This is a genomic window from Microbacterium esteraromaticum (genome assembly GCF_016907315.1).
GTDB classification, from domain to species: Bacteria; Actinomycetota; Actinomycetes; order Actinomycetales; family Microbacteriaceae; genus Microbacterium; species Microbacterium esteraromaticum.
Map to the genome: position 1 here is coordinate 1399489 of NZ_JAFBBS010000001.1, position 26104 is coordinate 1425592.

At 69.6% G+C, this 26104-nt stretch carries 23 protein-coding genes; 6 read left to right on the plus strand and 17 right to left on the minus strand.

Features of this window, described 5'->3' with window-relative positions:
* Positions 1-78: 78 nt before the first annotated feature.
* The 9 genes from hemB to hemE all read right to left on the minus strand — a co-directional run bounded on the left by hemB (position 79) and on the right by hemE (position 7486).
* Positions 79-1062, minus strand: coding sequence for a porphobilinogen synthase (gene hemB, locus JOE67_RS06875; RefSeq protein WP_204974747.1), 984 nt, complete (start codon positions 1060-1062; stop codon positions 79-81).
* Positions 1059-1856, minus strand: coding sequence for a uroporphyrinogen-III synthase (locus JOE67_RS06880; RefSeq protein WP_204974748.1), 798 nt, complete (start codon positions 1854-1856; stop codon positions 1059-1061). The genes hemB and JOE67_RS06880 overlap by 4 nt, the downstream gene beginning before the upstream one ends.
* 10 nt (positions 1857-1866) lie before the next feature.
* Entirely contained in the window at positions 1867-2853 is a 987-nt protein-coding gene (gene hemC / locus JOE67_RS06885) for a hydroxymethylbilane synthase (RefSeq protein WP_204974749.1), read from the minus strand.
* Complete coding sequence (hemQ, locus tag JOE67_RS06890) at positions 2850-3527, minus strand: hydrogen peroxide-dependent heme synthase (RefSeq protein ID WP_204974750.1); 678 nt, start codon at positions 3525-3527, stop codon at positions 2850-2852. The genes hemC and hemQ overlap by 4 nt, the downstream gene beginning before the upstream one ends.
* Positions 3528-3596: 69 nt before the next feature.
* Positions 3597-3944, minus strand: coding sequence for a hypothetical protein (locus JOE67_RS06895; RefSeq protein ID WP_239528030.1), 348 nt, complete (start codon positions 3942-3944; stop codon positions 3597-3599).
* Positions 3931-4341, minus strand: coding sequence for a phage holin family protein (locus JOE67_RS06900; protein WP_204974751.1), 411 nt, complete (start codon positions 4339-4341; stop codon positions 3931-3933). Before JOE67_RS06900 ends, JOE67_RS06895 begins: the two co-directional genes overlap by 14 nt.
* A 3-nt stretch (positions 4342-4344) precedes the next feature.
* A complete protein-coding gene (locus JOE67_RS06905) occupies positions 4345-4743 on the minus strand; it encodes a hypothetical protein (protein WP_204974752.1) in 399 nt (132 codons plus the stop codon).
* A gap of 114 nt (positions 4744-4857) precedes the next feature.
* Positions 4858-6324, minus strand: coding sequence for a protoporphyrinogen/coproporphyrinogen oxidase (locus JOE67_RS06910; protein WP_204974753.1), 1467 nt, complete (start codon positions 6322-6324; stop codon positions 4858-4860).
* A gap of 148 nt (positions 6325-6472) precedes the next feature.
* Positions 6473-7486: a uroporphyrinogen decarboxylase gene (gene hemE / locus JOE67_RS06915; protein WP_239528032.1), complete on the minus strand. Its 1014-nt coding sequence runs from the start codon at positions 7484-7486 to the stop codon at positions 6473-6475.
* Positions 7487-7630: 144 nt separating this feature from the next.
* Between hemE and JOE67_RS06920 the strand changes: the two genes are divergently transcribed.
* The 4 genes from JOE67_RS06920 to JOE67_RS06935 all read left to right on the plus strand — a co-directional run bounded on the left by JOE67_RS06920 (position 7631) and on the right by JOE67_RS06935 (position 10537).
* Positions 7631-8899 carry a glutamyl-tRNA reductase gene (locus tag JOE67_RS06920; protein WP_204974755.1) on the plus strand — a complete coding sequence of 423 codons (1269 nt, stop codon included), beginning with the start codon at positions 7631-7633 and terminating at the stop codon, positions 8897-8899.
* Between the two features lie 198 nt (positions 8900-9097).
* Positions 9098-9511: an NAD(+)--rifampin ADP-ribosyltransferase gene (gene arr, locus JOE67_RS06925; RefSeq protein ID WP_204974756.1), complete on the plus strand. Its 414-nt coding sequence runs from the start codon at positions 9098-9100 to the stop codon at positions 9509-9511.
* A 28-nt stretch (positions 9512-9539) separates the two neighbouring features.
* On the plus strand, positions 9540-10115 hold the full coding sequence (locus JOE67_RS06930; RefSeq protein ID WP_204974757.1) for an HhH-GPD-type base excision DNA repair protein: 576 nt from the start codon (positions 9540-9542) through the stop codon (positions 10113-10115).
* The gene (locus JOE67_RS06935) at positions 10112-10537 is read left to right on the plus strand and encodes a DUF1801 domain-containing protein (RefSeq protein WP_204974758.1); all 426 of its coding nucleotides are present in this window, start codon (positions 10112-10114) and stop codon (positions 10535-10537) included. The genes JOE67_RS06930 and JOE67_RS06935 overlap by 4 nt, the downstream gene beginning before the upstream one ends.
* Positions 10538-10576: 39 nt before the next feature.
* Here JOE67_RS06935 and JOE67_RS06940 read toward each other — a convergent pair whose 3' ends face one another.
* The 7 genes from JOE67_RS06940 to JOE67_RS06970 all read right to left on the minus strand — a co-directional run bounded on the left by JOE67_RS06940 (position 10577) and on the right by JOE67_RS06970 (position 20250).
* The gene (locus JOE67_RS06940; RefSeq protein WP_204974759.1) at positions 10577-11050 is read right to left on the minus strand and encodes an adenylyltransferase/cytidyltransferase family protein; all 474 of its coding nucleotides are present in this window, start codon (positions 11048-11050) and stop codon (positions 10577-10579) included.
* 29 nt (positions 11051-11079) lie between these two features.
* Positions 11080-12552, minus strand: a complete 1473-nt coding sequence (locus tag JOE67_RS06945; protein ID WP_204974760.1) for a family 20 glycosylhydrolase — start codon at positions 12550-12552, stop codon at positions 11080-11082.
* Positions 12553-12577: 25 nt separating this feature from the next.
* Entirely contained in the window at positions 12578-13780 is a 1203-nt protein-coding gene (locus JOE67_RS06950; RefSeq protein ID WP_204974761.1) for an endo-beta-N-acetylglucosaminidase H, read from the minus strand.
* Position 13781: 1 nt separating this feature from the next.
* Positions 13782-17066, minus strand: coding sequence for a glycoside hydrolase domain-containing protein (locus JOE67_RS06955; protein ID WP_204974762.1), 3285 nt, complete (start codon positions 17064-17066; stop codon positions 13782-13784).
* Positions 17063-17989: a carbohydrate ABC transporter permease gene (locus JOE67_RS06960; protein WP_204974763.1), complete on the minus strand. Its 927-nt coding sequence runs from the start codon at positions 17987-17989 to the stop codon at positions 17063-17065. The genes JOE67_RS06955 and JOE67_RS06960 overlap by 4 nt, the downstream gene beginning before the upstream one ends.
* A complete protein-coding gene (locus JOE67_RS06965; RefSeq protein ID WP_204974764.1) occupies positions 17986-18873 on the minus strand; it encodes a carbohydrate ABC transporter permease in 888 nt (295 codons plus the stop codon). The genes JOE67_RS06960 and JOE67_RS06965 overlap by 4 nt, the downstream gene beginning before the upstream one ends.
* 78 nt (positions 18874-18951) lie before the next feature.
* Positions 18952-20250 (minus strand): ABC transporter substrate-binding protein, encoded by a 1299-nt coding sequence (locus tag JOE67_RS06970; RefSeq protein WP_204974765.1) that lies wholly within the window; start codon positions 20248-20250, stop codon positions 18952-18954.
* A 140-nt stretch (positions 20251-20390) separates the two neighbouring features.
* Between JOE67_RS06970 and JOE67_RS06975 the strand changes: the two genes are divergently transcribed.
* Entirely contained in the window at positions 20391-21689 is a 1299-nt protein-coding gene (locus JOE67_RS06975; RefSeq protein ID WP_204974766.1) for a glycoside hydrolase 5 family protein, read from the plus strand.
* A 16-nt stretch (positions 21690-21705) separates the two neighbouring features.
* On the opposite strand, the gene JOE67_RS06980 is transcribed toward JOE67_RS06975, so the two are convergent.
* On the minus strand, positions 21706-22731 hold the full coding sequence (locus tag JOE67_RS06980) for a LacI family DNA-binding transcriptional regulator (protein WP_204974767.1): 1026 nt from the start codon (positions 22729-22731) through the stop codon (positions 21706-21708).
* 92 nt (positions 22732-22823) lie between these two features.
* Between JOE67_RS06980 and JOE67_RS06985 the strand changes: the two genes are divergently transcribed.
* Positions 22824-25799, plus strand: a complete 2976-nt coding sequence (locus JOE67_RS06985) for a glycoside hydrolase family 38 N-terminal domain-containing protein (RefSeq protein WP_204974768.1) — start codon at positions 22824-22826, stop codon at positions 25797-25799.
* Positions 25800-26104 lie beyond the last annotated feature (305 nt).

A 26104-nucleotide genomic window follows, 5' to 3' on the forward strand; every position in this document is an offset into this window, starting at 1 on the left:
GGGCGGCTTCGCTCGCCCTGTTTCGACTCGATCGGCTCCGCCGCTCGCACTCAACAACCGTTCTGGCGCTGACGCGCCTCAGCGGCTCCTCAACCACTGGGCGGCTTCGCTCGCCCAGTAACTGAGGACCGCATCGGCACCGGCTCGGCGGATCGACAGGAGCGACTCGAGCACCGCGGCCCGGCGGTCGATCCATCCGTTCGCGGCGGCAGCCTCGACCATCGCGTACTCGCCCGACACCTGGTACGCCCACACGGGCACGTCGACGGCGTCGCGCACCTCGCGCAGCACATCGAGGAAGCCCATGGCCGGCTTGACCATGACGATGTCGGCGCCCTCATCCTGATCGAACAGGGCCTCGCGCACACCCTCGCGGCGGTTGCCGGGATCCATCTGGTACGTGCGCCGGTCGCCCGTGAGCTGCGAGTCGACGGCCTCGCGGAACGGGCCGTAGAACGCGCTCGCGTACTTCGCCGAGTACGCGAGGATCAGGGTGTCGGAGAAGCCCTCATCATCGAGCGCCTCGCGGATGATCGCGACCTGGCCGTCCATCATCCCGCTGAGCCCCAGCAGCTGCGAGCCGGCGCGCGCCTGAGCGAGGGCCATCGAGGCGTACCGCTCGAGGGTGGCGTCGTTGTCGACGGCGCCGTCCGACGACAGCACACCGCAGTGGCCGTGGTCGGTGAACTCGTCGAGGCAGAGATCGGTCTGCACGACGAGCGCGTCGCCCACTTCTGCAGCCAGTGCGGCCGTCGCGACGTTGAGGATGCCGTCGGGATCGTCAGCGCCGGAGCCGATCGCATCGCGCACGGCAGGGACGCCGAAGAGCATGACTCCGCCGACGCCGGCCTCGGCCGCCTCGACCGCCGCGCGACGCAGAGAATCGAGGGAGTGCTGCACGACACCGGGCATCGAGCCGATCGGCGCAGGGTCGGTCAGACCCTCGCGCACGAACATGGGCAGAACGAGCTGACGCGGCTCGAGCGAGGTCTCGCGCACCAGGTTGCGCACGGGCGCCGACTGGCGCAGGCGACGCAGCCGCGCCTCGGGGAAGCGGCTCACGGCGCGAACTCGTCTGCTGCGTGAGGAAGGGTGAAGCGCGAGACCGTGTCGATCAGGGCATCCACCGTCTGCTTGTCGGCGATGGCTGTGACCGGAAGACCGGCCTTCTCGGCGTCCTTGGCCGTGCGGGGTCCGATCGCGGCGAGCATCGTCGTGTCGGGGATCTCGGGGAACTGCTCCCGCACCTGCTTGGCGACCGATCCGCTCGTGATCAGGATCGCGTTGATGCGGCCGTTCTCGACATCGCGGCGGATGCGGTCGGTGACCGGCACCCCCACCGTGCGGTACGCGACGACGCTGTCGACGTCGTGCCCGGCCTCTGTGAGCATGACCGACAGCACGGGCTTCGCGATCTCGCTGCGCAGGGTGAGGATGCGCTGCGCGTCGGGCTCGATCGAGATGATCTTCTCGGCCATGCCCGCCGCCGAGTTGTCGAGCTCGGGCATGAGCGCGACGTCGTAGCCGGCGGCCTGCAGGGCCGCGGCGGTCGTTTCGCCGACGGCGGCGACCTTGGTGCGCGACGGGATCTCGACCCGGTGCGCATAGAGCACGTCTACCGTCGTGGCGCTGGTGATCGTCAGCCAGTCGTACTCGCCGGCCTGCAGACGGGCGAGGGCGGCGTCGAGGGCATCCTGGTCTGTTGTCGGGGCGAAGTTGATGAGCGGTGCCACCACCGGCACCGCACCGAGCGAGCGAAGGCTGGCGGCGACGCCATCACCCCAGGGGCCGCCTCTGGGCACGAGAACGCGCCAGCCGTCGAGCGGCCTTGCGGTCTTGGTATCGGAAGCAGTCATCTGATCACTCTCACGGAAGGAGGTCGGCCGCTCCCTGTTCGAGCAGCCGATGGGCCGCAGAGTCGCCGAGCTCACGAGCCGTGCGCATCGGGTCTGCACCATCGGCAGCATCCGCTCCGTTGCCGCTGCCGTTCCGTCGAATATACCCCCTGCTCAGGGACTCGGTGACGTCGAGACCGATCCGGCGTCCGCCGCCGGGTTCGTATACGACCGCGCGCACCCGGATGCTGTCTTCTGTGACGACCGCGTGGGCAGCCATCGGCGCCTGGCAGCCAGCCTCGAGGCCGGCGAGAACTGCGCGCTCGACCGTCACCGCGATGCGGGTCTCGAGGTGATCGAGCTGCGACAGCGCGTGCAGCAGATCGGCCGGAGCATCGGCCGTGGTCTCGACCGCCAGGGCCCCCTGACCGGGCGCGGTCGGCCATTCGGTGAGGCCGAGCGACTCACGGCGCAGCGTCGTCTCGGATCCGAGACGGGTGAGCCCCGCTGCCGCGAGGATCACTGCATCCAGCTCGCCGGACGACACCCGCTCGAGACGCGAGTCGACGTTGCCTCGGATGTCGACGACCTCGGCGTGCGGCGCCCTGCGCCGCACCTGCGCGATGCGACGAGGCGAGCCGGTGCCGACCGTGCTGCCGTGACGCAGCTCGTGCAGGGGCGTGCCGCCGCGCGTGATGACGACATCCCTGGCATCCGCCCGCCGCGGCGTCGCCGCGATGACCAGCTCGGGCGGCACGGCCGTCGGCAGATCTTTCAGCGAGTGCACGAGGATGTCGCACTCCCCCGCGATCAGCGCTTCGCGCAGGCGGTTGGCGAAGATGCCGGTGCCGCCGATCTCGGAGAGGGATGCCCGGTTCGTGTCGCCCTCGGAGACGATCGGAACGAGCTCGACGGGGCGCCCTGCGACAGCGGCGAGAGCGTCGGCCACGTGACCCGACTGCGCCTGCGCGAGAGCGCTGCGTCTGGTTCCCAGCCGGATCGGCGCGAGGGTGCTCACTGCAGCACTTCTGCGATCTCGTCGAGGCGCAGGCGGCGCCCGGTGTAGAAGGGCACCTCCTCCTTCACGTAGCGACGCGCCTCGGTGTAGCGCAGGTCACGCATGAGGTCGACGAGCTCGGTCGGCGAATCCGACTCGAGCGGAAGCAGCCATTCATAGTCGCCGAGGGCGAAGGCCGCGACGGTGTTGGCGATCACGCCGGTGAACGCGGCGCCCTTGCGACCGTGGTCGGCGAGCATCTTGCGACGCTCGGACTCGTCGATCAGATACCACTCGGGCGTGCGCACGAACGGGTACAGGCAGAGCCAGTCCTTGGGCTCGACGCCGCGCAGGAAGCCGGGCACGTGCTGGCGGTTGAACTCGGCGTCGCGATGCACGCCCATGACGTTCCACACCGGAAGCAGGTCGCGCAGCAGATCGGTGCGGCGCAGGCGGCGCAGGGCGCGCTGCAGCTCTTCGACGGTGTCGCCGTGCAGCCAGACCATGAGGTCGGCGTCGGCCTTGAGCCCGCTGACGTCGTAGAAGCCGCGGACCGTGACACCCGAGTTCTCGATGTGGCCGACGAGAACCTCGAGTTCGGACGCGTCGGCTTCGATCGCCGGGGCTGCGGGGTTGCGACCCCACACTGCCCACAGGGTGAATCCGGACGGGTGTGCATCGAGCGTTTCGGACATGCTTCCAGTCTGCCCCTTCTCAGCGAGGGCGGCGAACCGGGGCGAGCGTCCGCCCGTGCAAGCCTCCGCTCAGCGAGAGATCGCGCGGGCGATCACCCACACGAGTCCGCCGACGGTCGCGGCTGCGGCGACGACAGCGGCCCCCGCACCCACCGGGTTGCGGTGCGCGAAGGCGCGAGCGCGCACGACGCCGCGCGCCGTCGCCTTCTCGATGCGACGAGGGAAGTTGCCCCGGACCTCGATTGCCGCGAGAGCGGCGCGGAGTTCGGCACGGGCCGACTCCACGGGGTCGACGATCCCCACCGGCACGACAGTGCGCGGCAGGGGGCTCTGCACGATGTCGGCGTTGCGTGCGAGTTCGGCGTTGCGTGCTCGCTCGTCGCGGCGTGCCACCTCGGTGTACTCAGAGTCGGTCATGTTCGGGAGCTCCCTTGATGAGACGCACATCGGTGGCGACAGCCTGGCCGGGGTTCTCGCGCTTGGTCACCTTGCGGAAGCGCGCGATGCCGAGAAGCGCGAAGATCACGATGAAGACGAGCAGGAATCCGAAGACAGCGAGGGCCGAGACCCACGCCGGCCACCACGAGCTCAGGCCGATGATGCCGAACGCCAGCAGTACGGGGATCGCCCAGAACAGCAGGAAGAGGACGATCACGAACCACAGGCTGCCGATACCGGCGTCTTTCGCGGTGCGCGAGACCCACGCCTTGGCGGCGTTGACCTCGGCGGTCACGAGATTGCGAACCAGCTCGGGCAGATCCCCGAGCAGGGTCAGCAGGCTGTCGTCGGCACGATCGCGGTATCCGCGAAGCATCCGTCAGGCCTTTTTCTTGGGCGTGACGCTGTCAGACCCGACCGGCTTGGCGGGGGGCATGGTGCCGCCCGACTTCGCGTCGTTCGAATCCTTGGCGTCGGCCACCTTCTCTGCCGCGTCCTTGGTCGCGTCGATGGCGCCGTCGAGCTTCTCGCCCGGAGTCGTGCCCGACTTCGAGACGGCCTTGGCGACCTTGACCGCACCGGTCCAGACGGCACCGGGAACGGCGGCGGCCTGCGACTTGGCGAAGTCCTGCACGCGCGAGACCTGCTCCTGAACCGGGTCGAGGTTCCACACCTTCAACCACTGCGTCTTGATCTGCTGGTAGCGCTCGCGCCCCGCTCGACTGCCGAGGACGTAGCCTGCGCCGAGTCCGATGACGAGTCCGATCTTTCCCTTCATGAGGGCCTCCTGACGTTGGTTGCGGCCTCTTCCGCGTTCCAGGGTAACCGCATATTCCCGATTCGACATCTGGTCTTGCGCGTGGAGCCGGATAGATGTAGCGCTCGCTCGGGTTCAGTCCCAGAGCAGGTCGCCGCGCAGCCTGTCGGCCTCGGCGACAGCATCCGGAATCACCTGCGCCAGCCCCGTGCCGGCGACCCACGCGCCCACGACGGCGAGCCCAGCGACCGCCTGCACCGCGGCGCGCACGGCGGCGCGACGCTCGGTCGCGCCGATCAGCGACGTCGGCTGCGCCTGCACATGCCTGGCGCGATGGGCGGCGAGCAGCTGGTTCGGGTGCAGGGTGACGCCGAGCAGCGCGGATGCCTCTGACAGGGCGAGCGCGGCGGCCGCATCGTCGTCGAGGGCGGCCGTCGCCGCCGGCTCGCCCTGACTGCCGAACGACACCCGAACGAGGTGACGGCCGGATGCCGCATCACGCAGCCAGTCCCATTTGGCGGTCGAGTGCGTGAGCGCCTTGGCGGTGTGGCTGCCGGGAACGGTGAGCACGCCGCTGCCGCGCGGAGCCGCGTCGAGTTCGGGCGCGTCGAGCAGCAGCGTGACGATCTCGATCTCGGGGGCGGCGCCGGCGTCCCCGAGCCCTGCGACATGTGCGTCGATGAGGCGCCGGGCCGACGGCTCGGCGGTGGCGACGACCACCCCGGTGGCGTGCAGGGAGGTCACGACCGAGGCATCCGGATTCTCGTCGGCCGGTGCCTCGATCTCGACCGTCCAGCCGTCGCCGTCGTGGTCGAGACGGGTGGCCACGGTTCCGGTCCGCACATCGGCGCCGTACGCGGTGAGGTCGGCGCGCAGCGCGTCGACCAGCCGGCTCATCCCGCCGACGAGTCCGAGCACCGCAGCGCCTGGTGCCGTTCCCTTGCGCTCGGCGGCGAGCAGGCCGACGGCTCCGCTCAGGGAGCCGATGCGGGTGAGGGCTGCGTTGAGTCCGGGGGCGGCGACGTCGGTGTCGACGTCGTCCGGGTCGGCCGAGTAGACACCGGCGGTGACGGGGGCGACGAGCCGGTCGCGTACGCGCGCGCCCATGCGCGAGCCGACGAGCTTGCCGAGGCTGCGCTCGTGTCCGACGGTCAGCGGCGGGCGAAGGCGGTCGACATAGGCGCGCCAGGCACCTCGCCAGCCGATGATGCGCCGCACGTCTTCCTGGAAGGGATTGGCCGGGATGCCGAGAAGGCTGCCGACCGGAAGCGGCGCGGCGGGGGCATCGGGGATTCCGCTGAGCCAGGCAGCGCCGCCCTGCGGTGGAATGATCGCATCCGTGAGTCCGAGTTCGTCGACCAGCGCGCGCACGTGTCCGCCGCGCGTGGCGAAGCTCTCGGCACCCACATCGACGACGATGCCGCCGAGCTCGGCCGAGCGGATGCTGCCGCCGAGCGCGTCCGAGGCTTCGAGCACCGTCACGCGCATACCGACCTTCGCGCACTCGCGAGCGGCGACGAGGCCGCCGATCCCGCCGCCCACGACGACGATGTGCTGCTGCGCCGCGCGCGCGGCGAGTTCGGGCGAGTGCTCGGATGTCATGCTGCGATTCTTCCACCGAGGCCTATGCGGCGGATGCCCACAGCTGACCGTTCACAACTCAGGAGATTCCGGCTGATGAAGGCCGGCTCCGTACTGGAACCCTGCCTCCAGGCCGGTCGGCGCCTGAATTACGAACATGCGGCGAGGGTCAGAGCTCGCCGTGGGCCAGCTGCACGATGCGCGTCAGCTGATCGGGATCGGTCTCGGGCGGCACGCCGTGCCCGAGGTTGAGGATGTGGCCCTTGGCGCCCCGGCCGCGCGCGATCACGTCGCGCACGTGCGCTTCGAGCACGGGCCACGGCGCCTGCAGCATGGCGGGGTCGATGTTGCCCTGCACCGCGGTGTCGGGTCCGACGATCGAGATCGCCTCGTCGAGCGGCATGCGCCAGTCGACGCCGACCGCCGAGGCCGTGCCGTCGAGGCGCATGTCGGCGAGGAAGGGTCCGGTGCCGACGCCGAAGTGGATGCTCGGCAGGCCGATGCCCTCGAGCGCGGCCTTCGAGTGCTGCGCGATGTGCGCGCGGTAGTCTGCGGTGCTCAGTGAGCCGGCCCACGAGTCGAACAGCTGCACGACCGAGGCGCCGGCATCGCGCTGGATCTCGAGGAAGCGGCGCGAGATGCGCGAGAGCCATCCGGCGAGCGCGTTCCATGCCTCAGGGTCGGCGTGCATCATGGCGCGGGCGCGGAGGTGCTCCTTCGACGGGCCGCCCTCGATCAGGTACGCGGCAAGCGTGAACGGCGCTCCGGCGAACCCGATCAGCGGAGTGTCGCCGAGCTCGGCGACGGTGAGGCGCACAGCCTCGGCGACCGCAGTGCCGTCGAGGTCGGCCGGGTCGATCTGCGTGATCTTCGCGACGTCGTCGGCCGTGCGCACCGGGTTCGCGAAAACAGGACCGCGACCAGGTTCGATCTCGACGTCGACGCCGGCCAGGCGCAGCGGAATGACGATGTCGCTGAAGAACACCGCGGCATCGACCTTGTGCCTGCGCACGGGCTGCAGCGTGATCTCGGAAGCGAGGTCGGGGGTGAGGCAGGCGTCCAGCATGCGGGTTCCGACGCGCAGCTCGCGGTACTCGGGAAGCGACCGCCCGGCCTGACGCATGAACCAGACGGGGGTGCGCTCGGGGGTATCACCCGCGAGCGCGCGCAGCAGATCACTCATGCCGCCATCCTCGCATCGAGCGCCTATGCACGCGCCGGGCATGGCACAGCACACCCGTGGGCGAGGAGCCGGGGTGCGGCAGCGCACCCCGGGGTTAGGTCGCCCTTGGATGCCCTTCTGAAATACCGGGCGTAGACTTGTCGGGTGCTGCTCTGCGTGACGGCGAGTCACAAGACCGCCTCTTTCGAACTGCTCGAACGCCTCAGCCGCCACCCCGAGACCGTCGCCCCCAGCCTGATGGCTGCCGGCGTGCAGGGAGCCGTCGTGCTCGCCACCTGCAACCGATTCGAAGCCTACGTAGAGGCCGATGAGGTGGATTCGGAGGCGGTCATCGAGACGGTCGCGCAGGCCACTGGCATCCCCGCCGCAGATCTCTCGGGCTCGTACCAGGTCGTCGACGACCCGCACGTCGCCGAGCACCTCTTCGCGGTCGCATCCGGCCTCGAGTCGGTCGTGTCGGGCGAGGGCGAGATCGCGGGGCAGGTCCGCCGCGCCCTGAGCGGAGCCCGCGAGCAGGGCACCACCTCGCCGCAGCTCGAGCGCCTGTTCCAGCGCGCCAGCCAGGCGCAGCGCAAGGTCAAGAACGTGACGGCCCTGCATCGCGCCGGCCGCTCGCTCGTGCGTCTCTCGCTCGAGCTGGCCGACAGCCGCATCGCCGACTGGAGCGCCGAGCGCGTGCTGCTCGTCGGCACCGGCTCGTACGCCGCGGTCACTCTCGCGACGCTGCGCGAGCGCGGCGCCGTCGACATCTCGGTCTACTCCCCGTCTGGCCGGGCTGTGCCGTTCGCCAAGAAGCACGGCATCCGCCCTGTCTCGGCCGATGGCTACGCGACCGTCGCTCAGCGCTCGTCGCTGCTGATCACCTGCACCGCGACCGAGATGGTGCTGGGGCCGGCGCAGTTCGAGCGCACGGCCGGCTCGGGTTCCGGATGCCCGGTTCCCGGGCACTCCGCCCCGCAGCTCGTCATCGATCTCGGGATGCCGCGCAACGTCGACCCCGCAGTGGCTCAGCTCGAGGGCGTCGCGCTGCTCGACCTCGAGACCATCCGCCTGCACGCTCCGCTCGAAGAGCTGCACGCGACGGATGCCGCGCGCGATGTGGTGCGCGAGGCTGCCGAGAGCTTCCATCTCGACGGCTCGCGTCAGAGCGTGACGCCCGCGGTCGTCGCGCTGCGCACCCACATCTTCGGGCTGCTCGAGGCGGAGATCGATCGTGCCCGCCGTCGCGGTGACGAGAACGGTCTGGTCGAGCAGGCGATGCGCCACCTCGCCGGCGTGCTTCTGCACACTCCGACGACGCGGGCGCACGAGCTCGCTGCCGAGGGCCGTGCCGACGAGTTCCACGCCGCACTCGAGACCCTGTACGGCCTGAGCGCCGACTCTGCCAGCGCGTCGGACGCCGCGACCGCCTGATCCGGCCCCACCTGGGCATCCGGTCTCGCGCTGCGGTCTCGCGCCGCAGTCTCGCGCTGCACGCGTCGCGCTGCAGTCTCGCGCTGCACGCTTCGCGCGGCAATGTGCACTTCCCGCGGATCGGATCCGCGGATTCATCCGCGCGAAGCGCACAACTCCGCGCGAAGCGCACACCGAACCCGGTGCGACACTGGGTGCATGGCTCTCGACGACGGCCCCTTCTTCCACGGCACCACCGCTGCGCTGCAGCCAGGGGACCTGCTCACGGCAGGCTTCCCCTCGAACTACCGACCAGAGATCGTGATGAACCACGTGTACTTCACGGCGCTGCGCGACGGAGCGGGACTTGCGGCCGAGCTGGCCGCAGAACTGGCATCCGGCGAAGCCGAGCCGCACGTGTACCGCATCGAGCCGACGGGCGAGTTCGAGAACGACCCGAACGTCACCGACAAGAAGTTCCCCGGCAACCCGACCCGCTCGTACCGCACCGCCCGTCCGCTGCGGGTCGTGGAAGAGGTGCACGACTGGACGCGACTGTCGCCGGGTGACCTGCAGTCCTGGCGCGAGCGACTGACGACGCTGCGCGACAGCCGGGCCGAGATCATCAACTAGCGACGCGGGCCTCTGCGAAACTGGACGCATGGCCCTTCACATCACCGGAGACACCGCCGCCGACGACCTGCTCACGAACAACCCGCTCGCTCTGCTGGTGGGCATGCTGCTCGACCAGCAGGTTCCCATGGAGACCGCCTTCGCCGGTCCGCTCAAGATCGAGCAGCGCACAGGAGCGGCCGACGCCGCCGCCATCGCGAGCATGGATCCGGATGCCTTTCTCGAGGCGTTCACGCAGACGCCGGCCGTTCACCGTTTCCCCGGCTCGATGGCCACGCGGGTGCAGACGCTCTGCCAGACGCTGGTCGACGAGTGGGGCGGGGATGCGTCCGCTCTGTGGACGTCGGGTGACCCCGATGGCCGTGAGGTGCTCACGCGCCTGAAGAAGCTGCCCGGGTTCGGCGAGCAGAAGGCGAAGATCTTCCTGGCTCTGCTGGGCAAGCAGTACGGCTTCACCGGCGCGGGGTGGCGCGAGGCATCCGCTCCCTACGGCGAGGAGAACGCGTACCGCAGCGTCGCCGATATCGTCTCGCCCGAGTCGCTGACCAAGGTACGCGAGCACAAGAAGGCGATGAAGGCGGCCGCCAAGGCGGCGAAGGAGTGAAGCCGACCGGCGACGACGTCGCTGGCCTGATCGCTCGATCGGCTCCGGCGATCCGGCGGCGGGATGCCGAGACCCTGACCGCCCTGATGCAGGAGATCTCGGGGCGCGACCCCGTGGTGTGGGGCACGATCATCGGCTTCGGCCAGGTGCACTACCGGTACCCCACCGGAACCGAAGGAGACACCGGACTGCTCGCCTTCGCTCCGCGCACGGCGGCGACGACGATCTACCTGCTCGACGGCGTCGACGCGCACGCCGACGCGCTGGCGCAGCTGGGCCCGCACACCTCGGGCGCCGGATGCCTGTACATCAAGGATCTCGAGCAGATCGACCTCGACGTGCTGCGGGGCGTCCTGACCAGGTCGCTCGCCTGGGCTGAAGCGGGCGGCAGCGAAGGGATTCAGCTCACCGTCGTGAGCTGAGCGTCGACCTCCCTGCGCCGCCGTCAGCCCGCCGGAGGCTCAGCCGCGGGCGACGCGCTCGGCCTCTTTCGCGGCCACGATCTTGCGCAGGCCCGAGCTCGAGAAACGGTGGTTGCGGCTGTTGAAGTACAGCTCGATGCCGGCCTCTTCGCAGTAGCTGCGGCCGGTGAAGTCGCGGTCCTCGTACTCGTCGCCGACGATGCGCACGTCGAGCTTGAACGAGCGCAGGATGTCTTCCAGGTCCTGCTCGGTCGAATACGGGACGATCTCGTCGACGTACTCGCAGCCCCGCAGCTGGATGTAGCGCTCGACGACCGTCTGGGTCGGAGCGTTCTTCTCGGGGCGGTCGAGCGTGGGGTCCATCTGCAGACCGCAGATGAGGTAGTCGCACTGCCGCTTCGCTTCGGCGAGCATCATGATGTGCCCGGCGTGCAGCAGGTCGAAGGTGGAGAAGGTGATCCCCACCCGCGGCCCGGGGTTGTAGTCCTGGTGCTTCTTGACGGTCTCGCTCATGGCGTCCTTCCGTATGGCTTCAGATGATTCTATGGGGACGCAACCCGGGTAACCGCCGTGCCGACGGCGTCGTCCAGCCGCGAGAACTCCTCCAGGGTGAGCCGGGAGCCGCCGTTCCAGCCGCGTTCGGCCATGGCGCGCAGCGGCCCGCGCACACCGGCGGCGACCTCGGCCGGAGTCTGTGCACCGGGGTCGTCCGCCCACATCGCGAACGAGCAGCCTCGCAGTTGGGGCGGGTATGGCTGCGTGATCTCCTGCCGCTTCCGGCCATGCGGTGACGAGTCCGGCAGCGATGGGAACAGGCCCGGATGCCAGTCTGCCTCCCAGACGCGCATCGCGGTCGGGTACCGGTAGCCGGCGTTCTCGCCGAGCACGTAGTAGAACACCGCGTCGCTGACGTTCACGACCGAGTGGCCGGCCGCCAGCGCATCCGCCAGCGGGCGCATCTGAGCGTGCCAGTTCGTCCACCATGTCAGCTCGACCCCGGGGTCGAGCCGCACGCACGACCCCCGCAGCATCCCGTCGTTCCAGACGCGCGTCGTGAACCCCCGCCGGCGCAGGTGGGCCGCCATCTCGTTGACGAATCCGGTGAGCAGGTCGAATCCGCTGGCTCCGGAGCCGTGCCGCGCGATGGCCGCCGCGGCGAGCGCGGGGTGATCGTCGATGCGGGCGAAGTCGACGAACTCGTCGCCGCCGAGATTCCACCGCGTGCTGTGGGGGAAATGCGCGACCATGTCGTCGATGAGAGCACGGGCGAAGTCGACCGCCTCGCCGCGGGTGATGTCGAGCGCGTTCTCGCTGCGCACGAGCGCGTAGGGGTCGCTGGAGGCGGGCATCCGCAGCTCCGGATGCCGGTTCAGCACCCACCCGAGGTGTCCGGGCATGTCGAGGGAGGGGACGACGTCGATGTGGAGCGACCGGGCGGTCTCGACGATGCGCCGCGCTTCGTGCGCGGTGATGTGGTCGGGCGAGACCACTTCGGGGAAGGCGTCGGAGGCCAGCCGGAACCCCTCGTTCTCGGAGAAGTGCCATTGCAGCACGTTCACGCCGACGTCGGCGGCGTCGTGCAGCAGAGCGATGATCCAGTCGGCCGGATAGTGCTTGCGGGCCGCGTCGAGGTGGATGCCTCGTTCGGAGACCGCGGGCGCGCTCTCGACGCGGCCGTGCGGCACGTGTTCTTGCGCGCGCAGGTTGTGCAGCAGCTGCCGGGCTGCGCGGAAGGCGCCGGCCGCCGTCCGCGCCTCGATGACGATGTCGTCGCCCACGTCGATCGCGAACGCCTCGCGCGAGGGCCGGGTGGTCGACTCGCGCAGAGCGATGCGCGACCCCTCCCCCGGCGGGATGCCGAGGTCGGCGAACTCCTGCTGCAGGCGGGCGGCCTCGTCGGCGAACTCGGGACCGTCAGCCTGCACGGTCGCCGAGGCCGGACGCCAGCATCCGCCCGCGGGCACGAAGCGGGACGGCTGCGGCAGCGCGAGCCACGCCGCAGCCGTCCCGGTCATGTGTTCTCCCGTTCTGCCGCTGTGATCAGCGGCAGGCCGGCACGGCGTACGGCTCGACGAGATCGAGCGTGCCGTCGGGCCCGGTCACGCTGACGGTCAGCTCGCCGTCGGCGGCCGCGCCGCGCTTCGCCTGCTGCACGACGGTGCGGCTCTCACCGCCGGCGATGCCGCTCACCGTGCGTGTTCCGACCGACGAGGCGACCGTCGCGCTGAGCTCCGCATCGTCGGCGCTGTCGATGCGCACCTTCAGCTTCACGTCACCGCCGGCGCAGGTGGCCTGCACCTCGAGGTCGACGTCGTACCACGGGGCGCGGTAGGCGGTGGCGTGACCGGTGAGGATCTCGGTGATCTTCGACAGGTACGCCGAATGATCGCCGGCGGTGAGGTTGTACGTCACGTAGACGCCGTAGCCCTCGTCGACGGTTCGCTGGGCCAGAGCGGTCGCGCGATCGACGCTGGTGCTGGTCAGGTCGACGGCGGCGGCGCCGAACTGGTCCTTGGTCATCCCCGGCACCTGCGGCGGGTTCCACGCACCGTAGTACGGGTTCCACGAGTAGTCGAGATTCTCGCTCGCGCCGGTGCCCTCCCAGTCGGTGAGGTCGTACGACGGACCGATGTTGTAGAGCGTGATCAGCTTGTCGGGGCCGAGGCGATCGCGCAGCTCGTCGAGCAGGTAGGCGAACGAGGTGGGGTTCGGCTGAGCGGTGCCGTTGTTGCCGTAGCCCGACCACTCGTCGTCGAAGTCGATGCCGTCGAGGCCGTAGGTCTCGACCGCATCGGCGAGCTGGTCGGCGAACGCCGCGGCGCTCTCGCGCGAGGTGAAGTTCGCGAATCCCGCGCCCTGGTGGTTGCCGAGCACCGAGAGCAGCACCTTGGTGCCTCGTTCCTGCAGCGGGCGGATCTGCGTGTCCGCCTGCTCGAGCGTCTCGGTCACGCGCTCGTTGAGGTGCAGGTACGCCTGCTGCGAGTCGACGTCGTAGTTGATGTTGGCGGCGAAGATCATCGCCATGTCGAACGCGGGCCGGTCGGTGCCTTCGAGCGTGTAGTCGGCGACGTTGGCCATGTCGTTGCTGTTGACCTCGACGTAGACGACGCGCTTCGGGTCGTCTACGTCGTGTGGCGCGGTCGGCGCGGCGGATGCCGCCGCGGGCACGGTCAGGCCTGCGATGGCCAGGCCGATGGCTGCGACGGCGGCGATGCCGGCGCGGCGGGGAGCTGAGGACTGCATGTCATTCCTTCCGATCTGCTTCTTCGAATTCCGGTGGGGATGCCAGATCGAACAGCTCGATCTGACGCAGGGTGAGGGCGCTCGCCGTGGCGTGCACCCTCAGCATTCGGGCGGTGACGGGTTCCGCGAACGTGAAGGGGGTGGTGCGGTCGGCGGGCAGCGGCTCGCGATGCGTGGTCGCGATGTCGCGCCACGTGCGGCCGTCGTCGCTTGCCTGCCAGACCCAGTGGCCGTCGACCATGGGGTCGCCGGCGGTGAGGGTGACGTCGGTGACGGTGCGCGGCGCATCGAAGGCCCAGCCGGCGTCGGTGACGGCGAGCGCCTCGGCACCGGCATCGTCGAACAGCGCCGCGTGGGCTGCGTCGAGCGGCTCGCCGTGAGCGGCGGTGAGATCCGGATGCCGTTCCGCCGCCTGCGCGTCGGCATCCCACAGCCCGCTTCGCGCCGCCTCACCGGGGTCGGCGGTGAAGAACAGCTCGAGCAGGCGATCGCCGCGGAGGGCGTCGACCGAGAGCGTCGCGTTCTCGAGCGGTGCGGCGTCGAGGGTCGCGGACGCCAGGTATCGGGCATCCGGATCCGGGCGATGCGACACGACCCGCAGACGCGAGCCGTCGGCTCGGCGCAGGGTGATGTCGTCGAACAGCGGGCAGCCGAGGCGCAGCTCGCCGGAGGCGAGCTCGAGCGGATACAGCCCGACGGCGGCCCACAGCCACCACATGCTCATCTCGCCGTTGTCTTCGTCGCCCGGAAAGCCCTGACCGATCATGGCGCCCGCGAACAGGCGTCCGGCGAGCTCGTTCGCGAGGGCGCCTGCCTGCCACGGGCGGTCGCCGTGCACGTGCATCCACGGGATGTGATGCGCGGGCTGGTTCGAGATCGCGCACATGCCGCTGCGCTGGGCGCGTGCCTCGCGCTGCTCATGGATCACGGTGCCGTAGCTGCCACCGAAGGCCTCGTCACCCGTCTCGGGCTCGGCGAAGAGGCGGTCGAGGTGCGCGCGCAGAGGCGCGCGGCCGCCGTGCAGAGCCGCGAGGCCTGCGCCGTCGTGCACGGCGCTGACCGACATTCCCCATGCGTTGGTCTCGACGTTGTCGCCGCCCCAGACGCGCGGGTCGAACTCGTCGGCGAATCGGCCGGAGCGGTCGCGGCCGCGGAAGAATCCGGATGCCGGGTCGAACAGCACGCGGTACGACAGCGCCCTGTTGCCGAAGTAGCGTGCGTAGGCGGCGTAGCGGGCACTGTCGGTGTTCGAATCGCAGGACGTGCCGGTATTCGGCCCGCCGGGCGACCGGGTGAGCGATTCGACACCGGCGAGCCGGCGCGCGAAGCGTGCGATGCCCGCGTCGGACATCGCGTTCTCGAGGCTCCAGCTCATGCCCTCGGGCACGTCACGGCTGACGTAGCCGGCGAACCGTCCGCGGGCGATGCCCTTGCGGCCCTTGCGGGGGTCGTCGCTCGGCTCGCAGGCGTTGCGCCAGGCCGTCTCGAACGCGGCCCGCTCGTCGAACGAGATGCCCCACCGCTCGGCGTCGGCGAAGATCTGGTCGCTGGAGGTGCCGACCATCGAGTCGACGTAGCCGGGCGCGCTCCACCGTGCCATCCATCCGCCGCGTGCCGCCTGCTGCAGCAGACCGTCGAGCATGCGTCCGGCCCGCGGGGCGTCGAACAGCGCTAGCGCCGGCCAGGCGGTGCGATAGGTGTCCCAGTAACCGTTGTTCACGAACAGCTCGCCGTCGGCGATCGGTGCACCGGTCGCGTCTTCGCCATGTTCGGCGGCCGGCACGGTCGGATCGGCGAACTGCAGCCGAGGCTGCTCGGGCGAGCCGACGTTCTCGGCGGTCGTGTTCGGGTACAGGTGCAGGCGATACAGCGCAGAGGCGATCTGCGCCTGGGCCTCATCATCGGCGAGGCCGCGGAACGGCCGATCCTCGGGGTCGAGGTCGGGGATCTCGACGGCGCCGAGCAGCGTGTTCCACTCATCGCGCAGATCGTCGCGCAGGCTGTCGAATCCCCGTGCCGGCGGCAGCTCCTCGGCCAGCGCCCGCCGGGCCTGCTCGATCGAGAGGAACGACTGCGCGACGCGCAGCTCGAGGCCACCGGCCGCGCTCAGCACAGCGGATGCTCCGGTCTCGGTCAGCTCAGCGGCGGCTTGCCCGCCGACGACGCTGCCCGCGAAGTACGCGCGGGGCGGGTTGCCCCAATCGGCGGAGCCCTCGGGCGTCCAGCCGTCGAAGGTTCCGTCGGGGTGGATGGTGACGCGGCCCTCACCGTCGGGCGACCCCACCGCGAAGCCGACGGTGGTGCGCGGGTCGTCGGCGAGCAGCCGGAACGCGCCGCCGTGCGATGTCGCGGTCATCTCGGCCATGCCGCCGCCGACAAGCTCGGCCCGATACACGTGCGGCCGGGCGTGCTCGGTGCCGGGGGCGATGCGCAGCAGCACGTGGCCCGCGTCGTCGGCCGCGCCCACGAACGGCCGCAGCTGCAGCACGCCGCGGTCGCCGATCCAGGGGCTCGGCTGATGGGAGAACTGCAGCGCGGCGAGCGGCCGCCCGCGGGCGTCGTCGTGCACCGACCAGCGGTACGGCCACCGGGTGTCGGCCACCTGCGTGGCGGGGGTGAGGAAGCAGAAGCCGTGCGGCACGGCGGTGATCGGGATCGTGTTTCCCCGCGAGAAGCGATCGCCCGAGTGGCTGCCGCGGCGGGTGTCGACGCGATCGGCCGCCGTGAGGTCGCGGCCGGACACGGTCGGGGGCGCCAGGGCATCCGTCGTGCTGCCCAGCACGAGCTCGACGAAGCCCTCCACGATCTGCTCGCCGTCGTCGGAGCCTGCGGCGAGCGCCGGTGCGCCCAGCACCACCTCGACGCGAGCGACCCACCCCGCCCAAGGCTCGAGCGACACCGAATCGGCGTTCCACTGCTCGGGCATCGACCACGCCGCCGCGAACTGCGCCTCGGCCGTCAGGCCGAAGCCGTAGCGATCGCGCACCATCGGATGCTCGCTGAGACGCTCCTCCGGCGTGCCGGCCGCGCGCTCGAACACGACGTCGACGGTCACGGCGAGCGCCGAGTGCGGGGCGTGCACGGCATCGGGACCATCCGCGTAGAACGCCCAGTGCAGCACGGCATCCGGAGCCACCTCGAACGCGCCGGGCAGCGGCACCCGCTGCACACCGGCGGCGGGGTCGAAGCGGAACGCGTGCACCTGCCCGCCGAGCACGCCGGCGAGAGGCCGGGATGACGGCGGGTCCGCAGGACCGTCCGCCCTCCTCAGCTCGGCCGAGGTCATCCCTTGACCGCTCCCTCTTGCACTCCCTGGAAGAAGAAGCGCTGCATGACGGAGAACAGCACGATGATCGGAATCAGGGCGACCATGGTGCCCGCCGCGATCATGCGCGGGTCGGGCGAGAAGTTGCCGTTCAGGTACGCCATGCCGACTGTCAGCGTGTACTTGCTCGGGTCGGTGAGCACCATCAGCGGCCACAGGTAGTCGTCCCACTGGCCGATGAAGGTGAAGATCGCGACGACGCTCGCCATGCCCTTCACGTTGGGCCAGACGATGTGCCGGATGCGCTGCCAGGTGGTGGCGCCGTCGACGGTTGCGGCGTCGAGCACGTCCTGCGGGATCATGCGGCAGGCGGTGGCGATCAGCAGCACGTTCATCGCGCCGATCGCGCCCGGCAGGAAGACGCCCCACAGCGAGTTGGCGAGGCCGAGCGAGTTGATCGTGAGCAGGTTGGCCGTCACGGTCACCTCACCGGGCAGCAGCATGGTCGAGACCAGGATGCCCAGGGCGATGTACTTGCCGCGGAACTTCATGCACGCGAGGGCGTATCCGCCGAACAGCGAGAGCACAACGTTGGTGATGACCGAGCCGACAGCGACGAGCAGCGAGTGCCAGGCGTAGGTGTACACCGGGATCAGGTCGGTGACCTTGATGTAGTTCTCGATGGTCGGGTCGGTGGGGATGAAGTTCGGCGGGAAGGTGTAGAGGTCGTCGGCCGGACCCTTGAACGAGGTCGACAGCTGCCAGACGAACGGTCCGATGACGAGCAGCAGGACCATGGTGAGCAGCACGTACCGGCCGATCAGGCCGCCGATGGTGGGCTTGCTGAAGTCGCCCGACCCCTTCCGGCGGAACCGGCGGTCCGGGCGCAGCTGCTGGGGCTGGGTCTGCTCGGGGGACGCGGGGAGATCCTGCAGGACGCTCATGCCGGCACCTTCGCCTTCTTCTCGCGGTTCATCAGGGCGATCGCGACCAGCGGGATCAGCGTCAGCAGGAACAGGGCGACGCTGATCGCGGCGGCGTAGCCGAGGTTGCCGTTCAGGCCCGAGCCGACCTGGCGGATCAGCATGACGATCGACATGTTGTAGCCGCCGGGGCCTCCCGTGCCGTTCGAGAGCACGTCGAGCTCGGTGAACACGCGCATCGCCGAGACGGCGACGAGCACCGAGATCAGCAGCATCGCGCCCCGCACGCTCGGGATGGTGACGCTGACGAAGCGGCGGAAGCTGCCGGCCCCGTCGAGCATGGCCGCCTCGTGCAGATCCTTGCCGACGTTGCCGAGCGCGGCGAGGTACACGACCATGTAGTAGCCGAGGCCCTTCCATACGGTGAGCAGGATCGAGACGCCGAGCATCCACCACCGGTCGACCAGGAAGGCGACGGGCTGGTCTGTGACGCCCATCCACTGCAGGCCCTCGTTGATGATGCCGCGGCTGTCGAACAGCCACCCCCAGATGAGCGCGACGACCACGACCGAAGCGATCACCGGGAAGTAGTACGTCGTGCGGAAGAGCGCGATCCCGGGGATGTTCTTCTCGACCAGCAGGGCGAGCAGCAGCGGCAGGATCGTCAGCAGCGGCACGCAGACGACCACGTAGATGAGGCACGTGACCAGCGCGTAGCGGAACTGCTCGTCGGTCAGCAGGCGCTCGTAGTGCTCGAACCCCACCGGCTGCACGGGTTGCAGGGGCCGCGCGTCGGTGAAGCTGAGCACGACCGTGTTGAGGAACGGCCAGAGCGAGAACACCAGCACCCAGATGACGGCGGGCGCCAGGAGCAGCCAGGGTGTGAACCACCTGTGCGACTTCATGTGTGCTGCCTTTCGTCGGTGCGTATGCCGGGTGCTGGTGTTCTGCGCTTGTGTCGGTCGTCGATCAGACGCGGTGCGTCACTGATCGATGCGGTTGTCGTTGGCGTACTTGACGATCTTGTCGAGCGTCTCCTTGGCCGGAGCGTCGCCGCGGATCGCGAGCGCCATCTGCTGGTTGAGGTAGTCGGTCATGCCGCCGGTCCACTGGAACGGCGTCGCCTCGGCGTTCGGGATCGCGTCGAACATGACCTTCATCGCCTGCGCCTGCGCCGGGTCGAGGTCACCCTCGACGGCGCTGACGACCTCATCGGCGCCCTCTGCAGTGCCGGGTGCGAAGCCGACCGCGATCTTCACGAACTCGACCTGGTTCTTCTGGTTGGTGACGAACTCGGCGAACGCGAGAGCGGCGGCCTTGTTGTCGGAGTCGGCGGCGACGTTCACGCCCTGCACGAACAGCGGCGGGATGCCGGGGCGCGGCGTCGCGACAGTGGTCTCGAGCAGCGACGGAGCCTTGGTGCGCAGGTCGCCGGCGAAACCAGAGCCTCCGGTCGAGTACGCGACCTTCTCCTGCAGGTACATCTCGGCGTTGCCGCCGTAGCTGCCGGTCAGCGACTCGGGCGGCATGGCACCGGCCTTGTACGCGTCGGCGTACTGCTGCACGATCTCGACCGCCTCGGGGGTGTTGAAGATGAACGTGCCGTCGTCGTCCATGATGTCGATGTCGGCAGACACGAAGGTGTCGAGCCCGGGCATCGACGAGACGAGCTTGACCTTGCCATTCGAGTCGGCGGCGACCTTCTTGGCGAGCTCGAGCCATGCGTCGGTCGAGGTGGGCAGATCGGCTTCCTTCACTCCGACCTCGCCGAGCTGCTTCATGTTCCACCACGACTCATCGCTGCCGAGGTACCAGGGCAGGCCGTAGGTGCCGTCGACGCCGGTGAAGTTGCTGTACGCGTCCCAGCCACCCTCGTTGTACTTGTCTTCGAGCTCGGGATCGGCCTCGTCGAGGTCGAGCAGCTTGCCGGCCTTGACCAGCGGGAACGCGATGTCGGGCGGCAGGTTGAGCACGTCGGGCAGCGTGTTCGAGTTCGCCTGGCTGAGGATCTTGTCCTGATAGCCGTCGCCGGGCTGGTCGAGCCACTCGACCTTGACCTTGGGGTGCTCCTTCTCGAAGTCCTTGATCAGCGCCTCGAAGTACGGCGTGAACTTCTCGTTCTTCAGCGACCAGGTCTGGAACTGGATCTCGCCGCTCAGCTCGCCCTTCGTGTCGACCGCTCCGCCGTCTCCTGGTGCGGGAGCGGCGCCGCCCGTGCAGCCCGCGAGGGCCAGCGCGGTCACCGCGGCGAGTCCGGTAGCGAGAGTCGTTCTGATCCTCATGGACGTTCTCCTTCGAAGTGGTCCGGGATGTTCGCCCCTTCGGGTGGCATCCTCAACTAAACCGTTATAGTGTCCATAGCATTGCACATGACGGGCGCCCCGTCCAGCGAGACCGTGATCCATCCAACGAAAGGACAGCGATGTCCGCGCCATCCCCCGCCGCGCCCCTTCGCTTCGGCGCGAACTACACGCCGTCGACGAACTGGATGCATTCCTGGCTCTCGCTGAACCTCGACGACGTGCGTCGCGACTTCGACGGGCTCGCCCGCCTCGGGCTCGACCACGTGCGCATCTTCCCGCTCTGGACGGTGCTGCAGCCCAACCGCTCGCTGATCCGCGCCGAGGCCGTCGCCGACGTGCGCGCGGTCGTCGATGCGGGGGCCGAGTTCGGTCTCGATGTGAGCGTCGACGTCATCCAGGGACACCTGTCGAGCTTCGACTTCATCCCCTCGTGGCTCTACACGTGGCACGACAAGAACATGTTCACGCACCCCGACGCGCTCAGCGGCCAGGTGGCGCTGGTCGAGCGTCTGGGCGAGGCGCTCGACGGGGCGAAGAACTTCCTCGGGTTCACGACGGGCAACGAGACCAACCAGTTCTCGGCATCCGTGCATCCCTCCCCGTGGCCGGTGACGACCGCCGAGGCGGCGAACTGGATCACCACCCTCCTCGATGCGGCCGACCGCACCGCCCCCGGCCGCGAGCACGTGCACAGCGAGTACGACGCCGCCTGGTACCTCGACGGCCACGGCTTCACCCCGGCCCTCGCCGCGCGCCTGGGCGCGATGACGACCGTGCACTCGTGGATCTTCAACGGCACCGCGCAGCGCTATGGCGGCAGATCACAGGCATCCGACCGCCATGCCGAGTACATGATCGAGGTGTCGCGCGCGTTCGCGACCGACCCTCACCGCAGCACCTGGCTGCAGGAGGTCGGCGCCCCGTCGAACTGCCTCGCCGACGACGAGACGCCCGGGTTCCTCGAAGCGACCGTGCGCAACGCCGCCCGCACCGAGAACCTGTGGGGCGTCACCTGGTGGTGCTCGCACGACGTCAGCCGCAGCCTCGTCGACTTCCCCGAGCTGGAGTACTCGCTCGGCCTGATCGACCAGTCGGGCGCAGCCAAGCCCATCGGCCGGCGATACGCCGAGATCATCCCCGAGCTGCGCGAGCGCGGCCCCCACGTGCCTCGATCGGTGGGGATCGTGATCGAGGTCGACGCCGACGACACTCCCGTCAGCCGCGGAGCTCTCGCACCAGGCGGACCGATCTTCGCTGCGTGGGTGCAGGCGTGCGAGAGCGGGGTGGATGCCGCGTTCGTCACGTCGAGGACCGCGGCGGATGCTGCAGCACTGGCCTCACGCGGGATCACGGAGCTCGTGCATCCCGACCTGTCGAAGCCCGTCGCAACCTACTCGTCGAACAACACCGTCGTCTGACGGGCGGGGCGCGCGCTCAACCCTGAGGGCGACCGGTGCTCTCGCGCACCGTCAGCGTCGGCACGGGGCCCATGCGGTCGGGCAGCACCTCGGAGGCGTCGAGCTGCTCGAGCAGGAAGTCGGCCGCCCGCTCCCCCAGCAGGAACGTGTCTCGCGTGAGACAGGTTATCGAGGGATGCACGAGGCCGGTGACGATCGAGTCGTCGAACGACGCCAGCGACAGCTCGCCGGGCACCCGCACGCCCATCTCCTGCGTGACCCGGAGGCCTGCGATCGCCATCATGTCGTTGTCGAACACGACGGCGGTGGGCAGCTCGGCCCGGCTCAGCAGCGAGCGCATGACGGTCGAGACCTGCGAAGGCGAGTAGTCGGTCTCGACGACTTCGCCGCGCACTCCGCGCGCGGACATCGCGTCGAGCACTCCCCGGCGCAGGCGCACGTGCTCGTGCGCGGCCGCACCGGAGATGTAGACAATGTGCCGATGGCCGAGGCGGGCGAGATACCCGAACACCGTCTCGGCGGCAGCCGAGTCGTCGAGCCAGAGCGTCGCGTGCTCGCCGTCGGGCGACGGCTGTCCGCCGATGGTGATCGACGGCAGACCCAGCGTGCGCAGCAGTTCGGGGCGCGGGTCGTCGACGCGCGGATCGAGCACGAGCACGCCGTCGACCTGATTCGCCCTCCGCCACCGGCGGTACGTGTCGAGCTCCTCCTCGAGCGTGGGTACGACGACCAGCTGCATACCGATGCGCCGGGCCGCGAGCGACGACTGCACGCCGGCGATGAGATCTGTGAAGAACGCCTCTGTGCCGAGGGTGCGCGCCGGACGGTTGACGGCGAAGCCGATGACCCCGGCGTGTGCACCGACGAGGGCGCGCGCAGTCGAGCTCGGGCGCCAGTCGTGCTGGTCGGCGATCGCGAGGATGCGCTGCCTGGTCTCTTCGCTCACACCCGGACGCCCGTTGAGGGCGAAGGACACCGCGCCAGGAGACACACCCGCCTGCCTCGCGATGTCCGCGATGGTGACACGCTTGGACCGTGGCATAGACTCACCGTACTAGATCGTTTTAGTTGCGATCGTCCCCTGGGCCCCCACGGCCGATCGCCCTCATTCTCCCACCGCGAAGGAGCGCCCCCGTGCACGAAGAGACCTCGCTCACCGTCGGACGCGTGAACCGCGTGCTGCTCGAACGAGTCCGGCCGGCGGTGCACTCCGCTCGCGTGCCGCTCGAGATCACCGCGCATCAGCTGCCCGGCGAGCCGATCAGCCCGGCCGAGGGCCTCGCCCTCGACTTCCAGCCCTTCGAAGCCGGCACCATGTGGGGCCCGGCCTGGGGCACCACCTGGTTCCGCCTGCGCGGACAGGTGCCCGCCGAATGGGCCGGCCGCAAGGTCGAGGCGCTGATCGACCTCGGCTTCGACATCAACATGACCGGCTTCCAGTGCGAGGCGCTCGCGTACCGCCCCGACGGCACCCCGATCAAGAGCATCAACCCGCGCAATCAGTGGCTTCCGGTCGACGTCGCATCCGGCGGAGCCGTCGAGTTCTATCTCGAAGGCGCCTCGAACCCCGTGCTGCTCGACTACCACCCCTTCCTCCCCACGCAGGAGGGCGACATCCGCACCTCCTCACCCGAGCCGCTGTACCGCGTGCGCCACATGGATCTCGCCGTCTTCGAGCCCGAGGTCTTCGATCTCTCCCTGGACCTCGAGGTGCTCATCGAGCTGCAGGCCGAGCTGCCCGAGACCAGCCCGCGTCGCATGCGCATCCTGCAGGCGCTCGACAACGCCCTCGATGCCCTCGACCTGCAGCGCATCGTCGAGACCGCACCCGACGCCCGTGCCCAGCTGGTCGACGTGCTCGCCTCGCCGGCCGACGCCAGTGCGCACCGCATCGCGGCCATCGGCCACGCGCACATCGACTCGGCGTGGCTGTGGCCGGTGCGCGAAACGATCCGCAAGGTCGCCCGCACCACCTCATCGATGACCACCCTGATCGACGAGCAGCCCGACTTCCTCTACGGCATGTCGAGCGCGCAGCAGTACGCCTGGATCAAGGAGCACCGCCCCGAGGTCTTCGAACGAGTGCGCGATGCCGTCAAGGCAGGCCGGTTCCTGCCGCTCGGCGGCATGTGGGTCGAGTCCGACACGGTCATGCCCACCGGCGAGTCGCTCGTGCGTCAGTTCTCGCACGGCCAGCGCTTCTTCGAGCGGGAGTTCGGCATCCGGTCGAAGGGCGTCTGGCTGCCTGACAGCTTCGGCTACTCCCCTGCGCTGCCGCAGCTGATGCGCCGTGCCGGATTCGAGTGGTTCTTCACGCAGAAGATCTCGTGGAACCAGCGCAACGTCTTCCCCCACCACAGCTTCCTGTGGGAGGGCATCGACGGCTCGCGCATGTTCACGCACTTCCCGCCGATGGACACCTACAACTCGCAGCTGAGCGGCATGGAGGTCGCGAAGGCCTCCCGCCAGTTCAAGGAGAACCGCGTCGCGACCATGTCGATCGCGCCCGTCGGCTGGGGCGACGGCGGTGGCGGCACGACCCGCGAGATGACGGGCAAGGCCCAGCGCATGGCGTCGCTCGAGGGTGCAGCGCAGGTCGAGTGGAAGCATCCGGATGCCTTCTTCGACGACGCCAAGGCCGAGTTGACCGACCCGGCCGTCTGGGTCGGCGAGCTGTACCTCGAGCTGCACCGCGGCACGCTCACCAGCCAGCACGCGACCAAGGCGCTGCACCGCTGGGCCGAGCAGGCGCTGATCGAGGCCGAGCTGTGGGCGGCGACGGCCGCCGTGCAGCTCGGCGCCGAGTACCCGCACGACGAGCTCGACCGGCTGTGGCAGCTCGTGCTGCTGCACGAGTTCCACGACATCCTGCCCGGAACGTCGATCGCGTGGGTGCATCGCGAGGCGGTCGAGGTGCTGTCGGGTGTGCTGGCGGATGCCCGCGACCTGGCATCCATGGCACGCGCGGCACTTGCCGGCGACGGAGAGCGCGAGCTGGTGTTCGACCGGATGACAGCGGGCGCATCGGCCGCTGTCGCGGCGGGCGCATCGGCGACCCTCTCGGACGGCGAGAACGGCTCGTTCGTGCTGTCGAACGACCTCGTCACCGTCACCGTGTCGGCCGAGGGACTGATCACCTCGGCCGTCGACGAGGCCACCGGCCGCGAGACGATTCCGGCGGGCAAGCCGGCGAACCTGTTCCAGCTGCACCAGGACTTCCCGAACATGTGGGATGCGTGGGACATCGACCGGTACTACAAGAACCGCGTCGACGATCTCACGGCGGTCTCGTCGATCGAGGCGTCGATGGTCGACGGCGCCGCCGTCGTGGTCGTGAAGCGCCAGTTCTCGGCATCCGCTCTCACGCAGACGATCAGCCTGTGCCCGGGCTCCCGCACGGTCTCGCTGCGCAACGACATCGACTGGCATGAGACCGAGAAGCTGCTCAAGCTCGCCTTCCCGCTCGACATCTTCGCGCGGGAGACGCTGGCCGAGACGCAGTTCGGCTTCCAGCGACGCGTCACGCACGTGAACACGAGCTGGGAGGCGGCGAAGTTCGAGACCTCGATGCACCGCTTCGTGCTCGCGCAGGAAGACGACGGCTTCGGCGCCGCGCTCATCAACGACTCGATCTACGGTTACGACACCTCGCGTGATGTCGACGGCGACGACGTCACGACGACCGTGCGCCTGTCGCTGCTGCGCGCCCCCCGGTTCCCCGATCCCGACACCGACCACGGCCGTCACCAGATCGAGGTCGGACTGGTGGTCGGAGCGGATGCCGAGATCGCGACGGCAGAGGGCATCCGTCTCAACGCTCCGGCGACCGTCGTGCGCGGCGGTCAGGACGTGCAGCCGCTCGTCTCCGTCAGCGGCAAGGGCATCGTGCTCTCGTCGGTGAAGCTGGCCGACGACCGCTCGGGCGACGTGATCGTGCGCGTCTACGAGGCGCTGGGCCGTCGCACGACCGGGTCGCTGACCGTCGGGTTCCCGCACTCCGAGATCCGCGAGGTCTCGCTGATCGAAGACGAGCTCGACGACGCCCGCACGGGTGGCGAACTCGTGCTCAAGCCCTTCGAGGTGCGCACCCTGCGCATCGCGCGCTCCTGAGCCGGGGCGGTTCGTCGCCGCCCCTGCTGAGCGTCGCCGCCCCTGCTGAATCGCGTGATTCGGCAGGGGCGGCGGCGTTTCACAGGGGCGAGGTCAGGTGGTCGCGGCGACAGAGTCGGGGATTAACGCGCTGCAAAGATTCTCTGTTCTTTCGTGCATGTTCGGCCGCAAGAGTGGGAATCGATGTCGGATGCTGGATTCAACCCCCAGACATCCGCGCGAAGGAGCCTCACATGGACCGCGAGAACGACATCATCGACACCGACGCCCTGCTGCACATCGGCCGCCCGTACTGGTTCGACCGT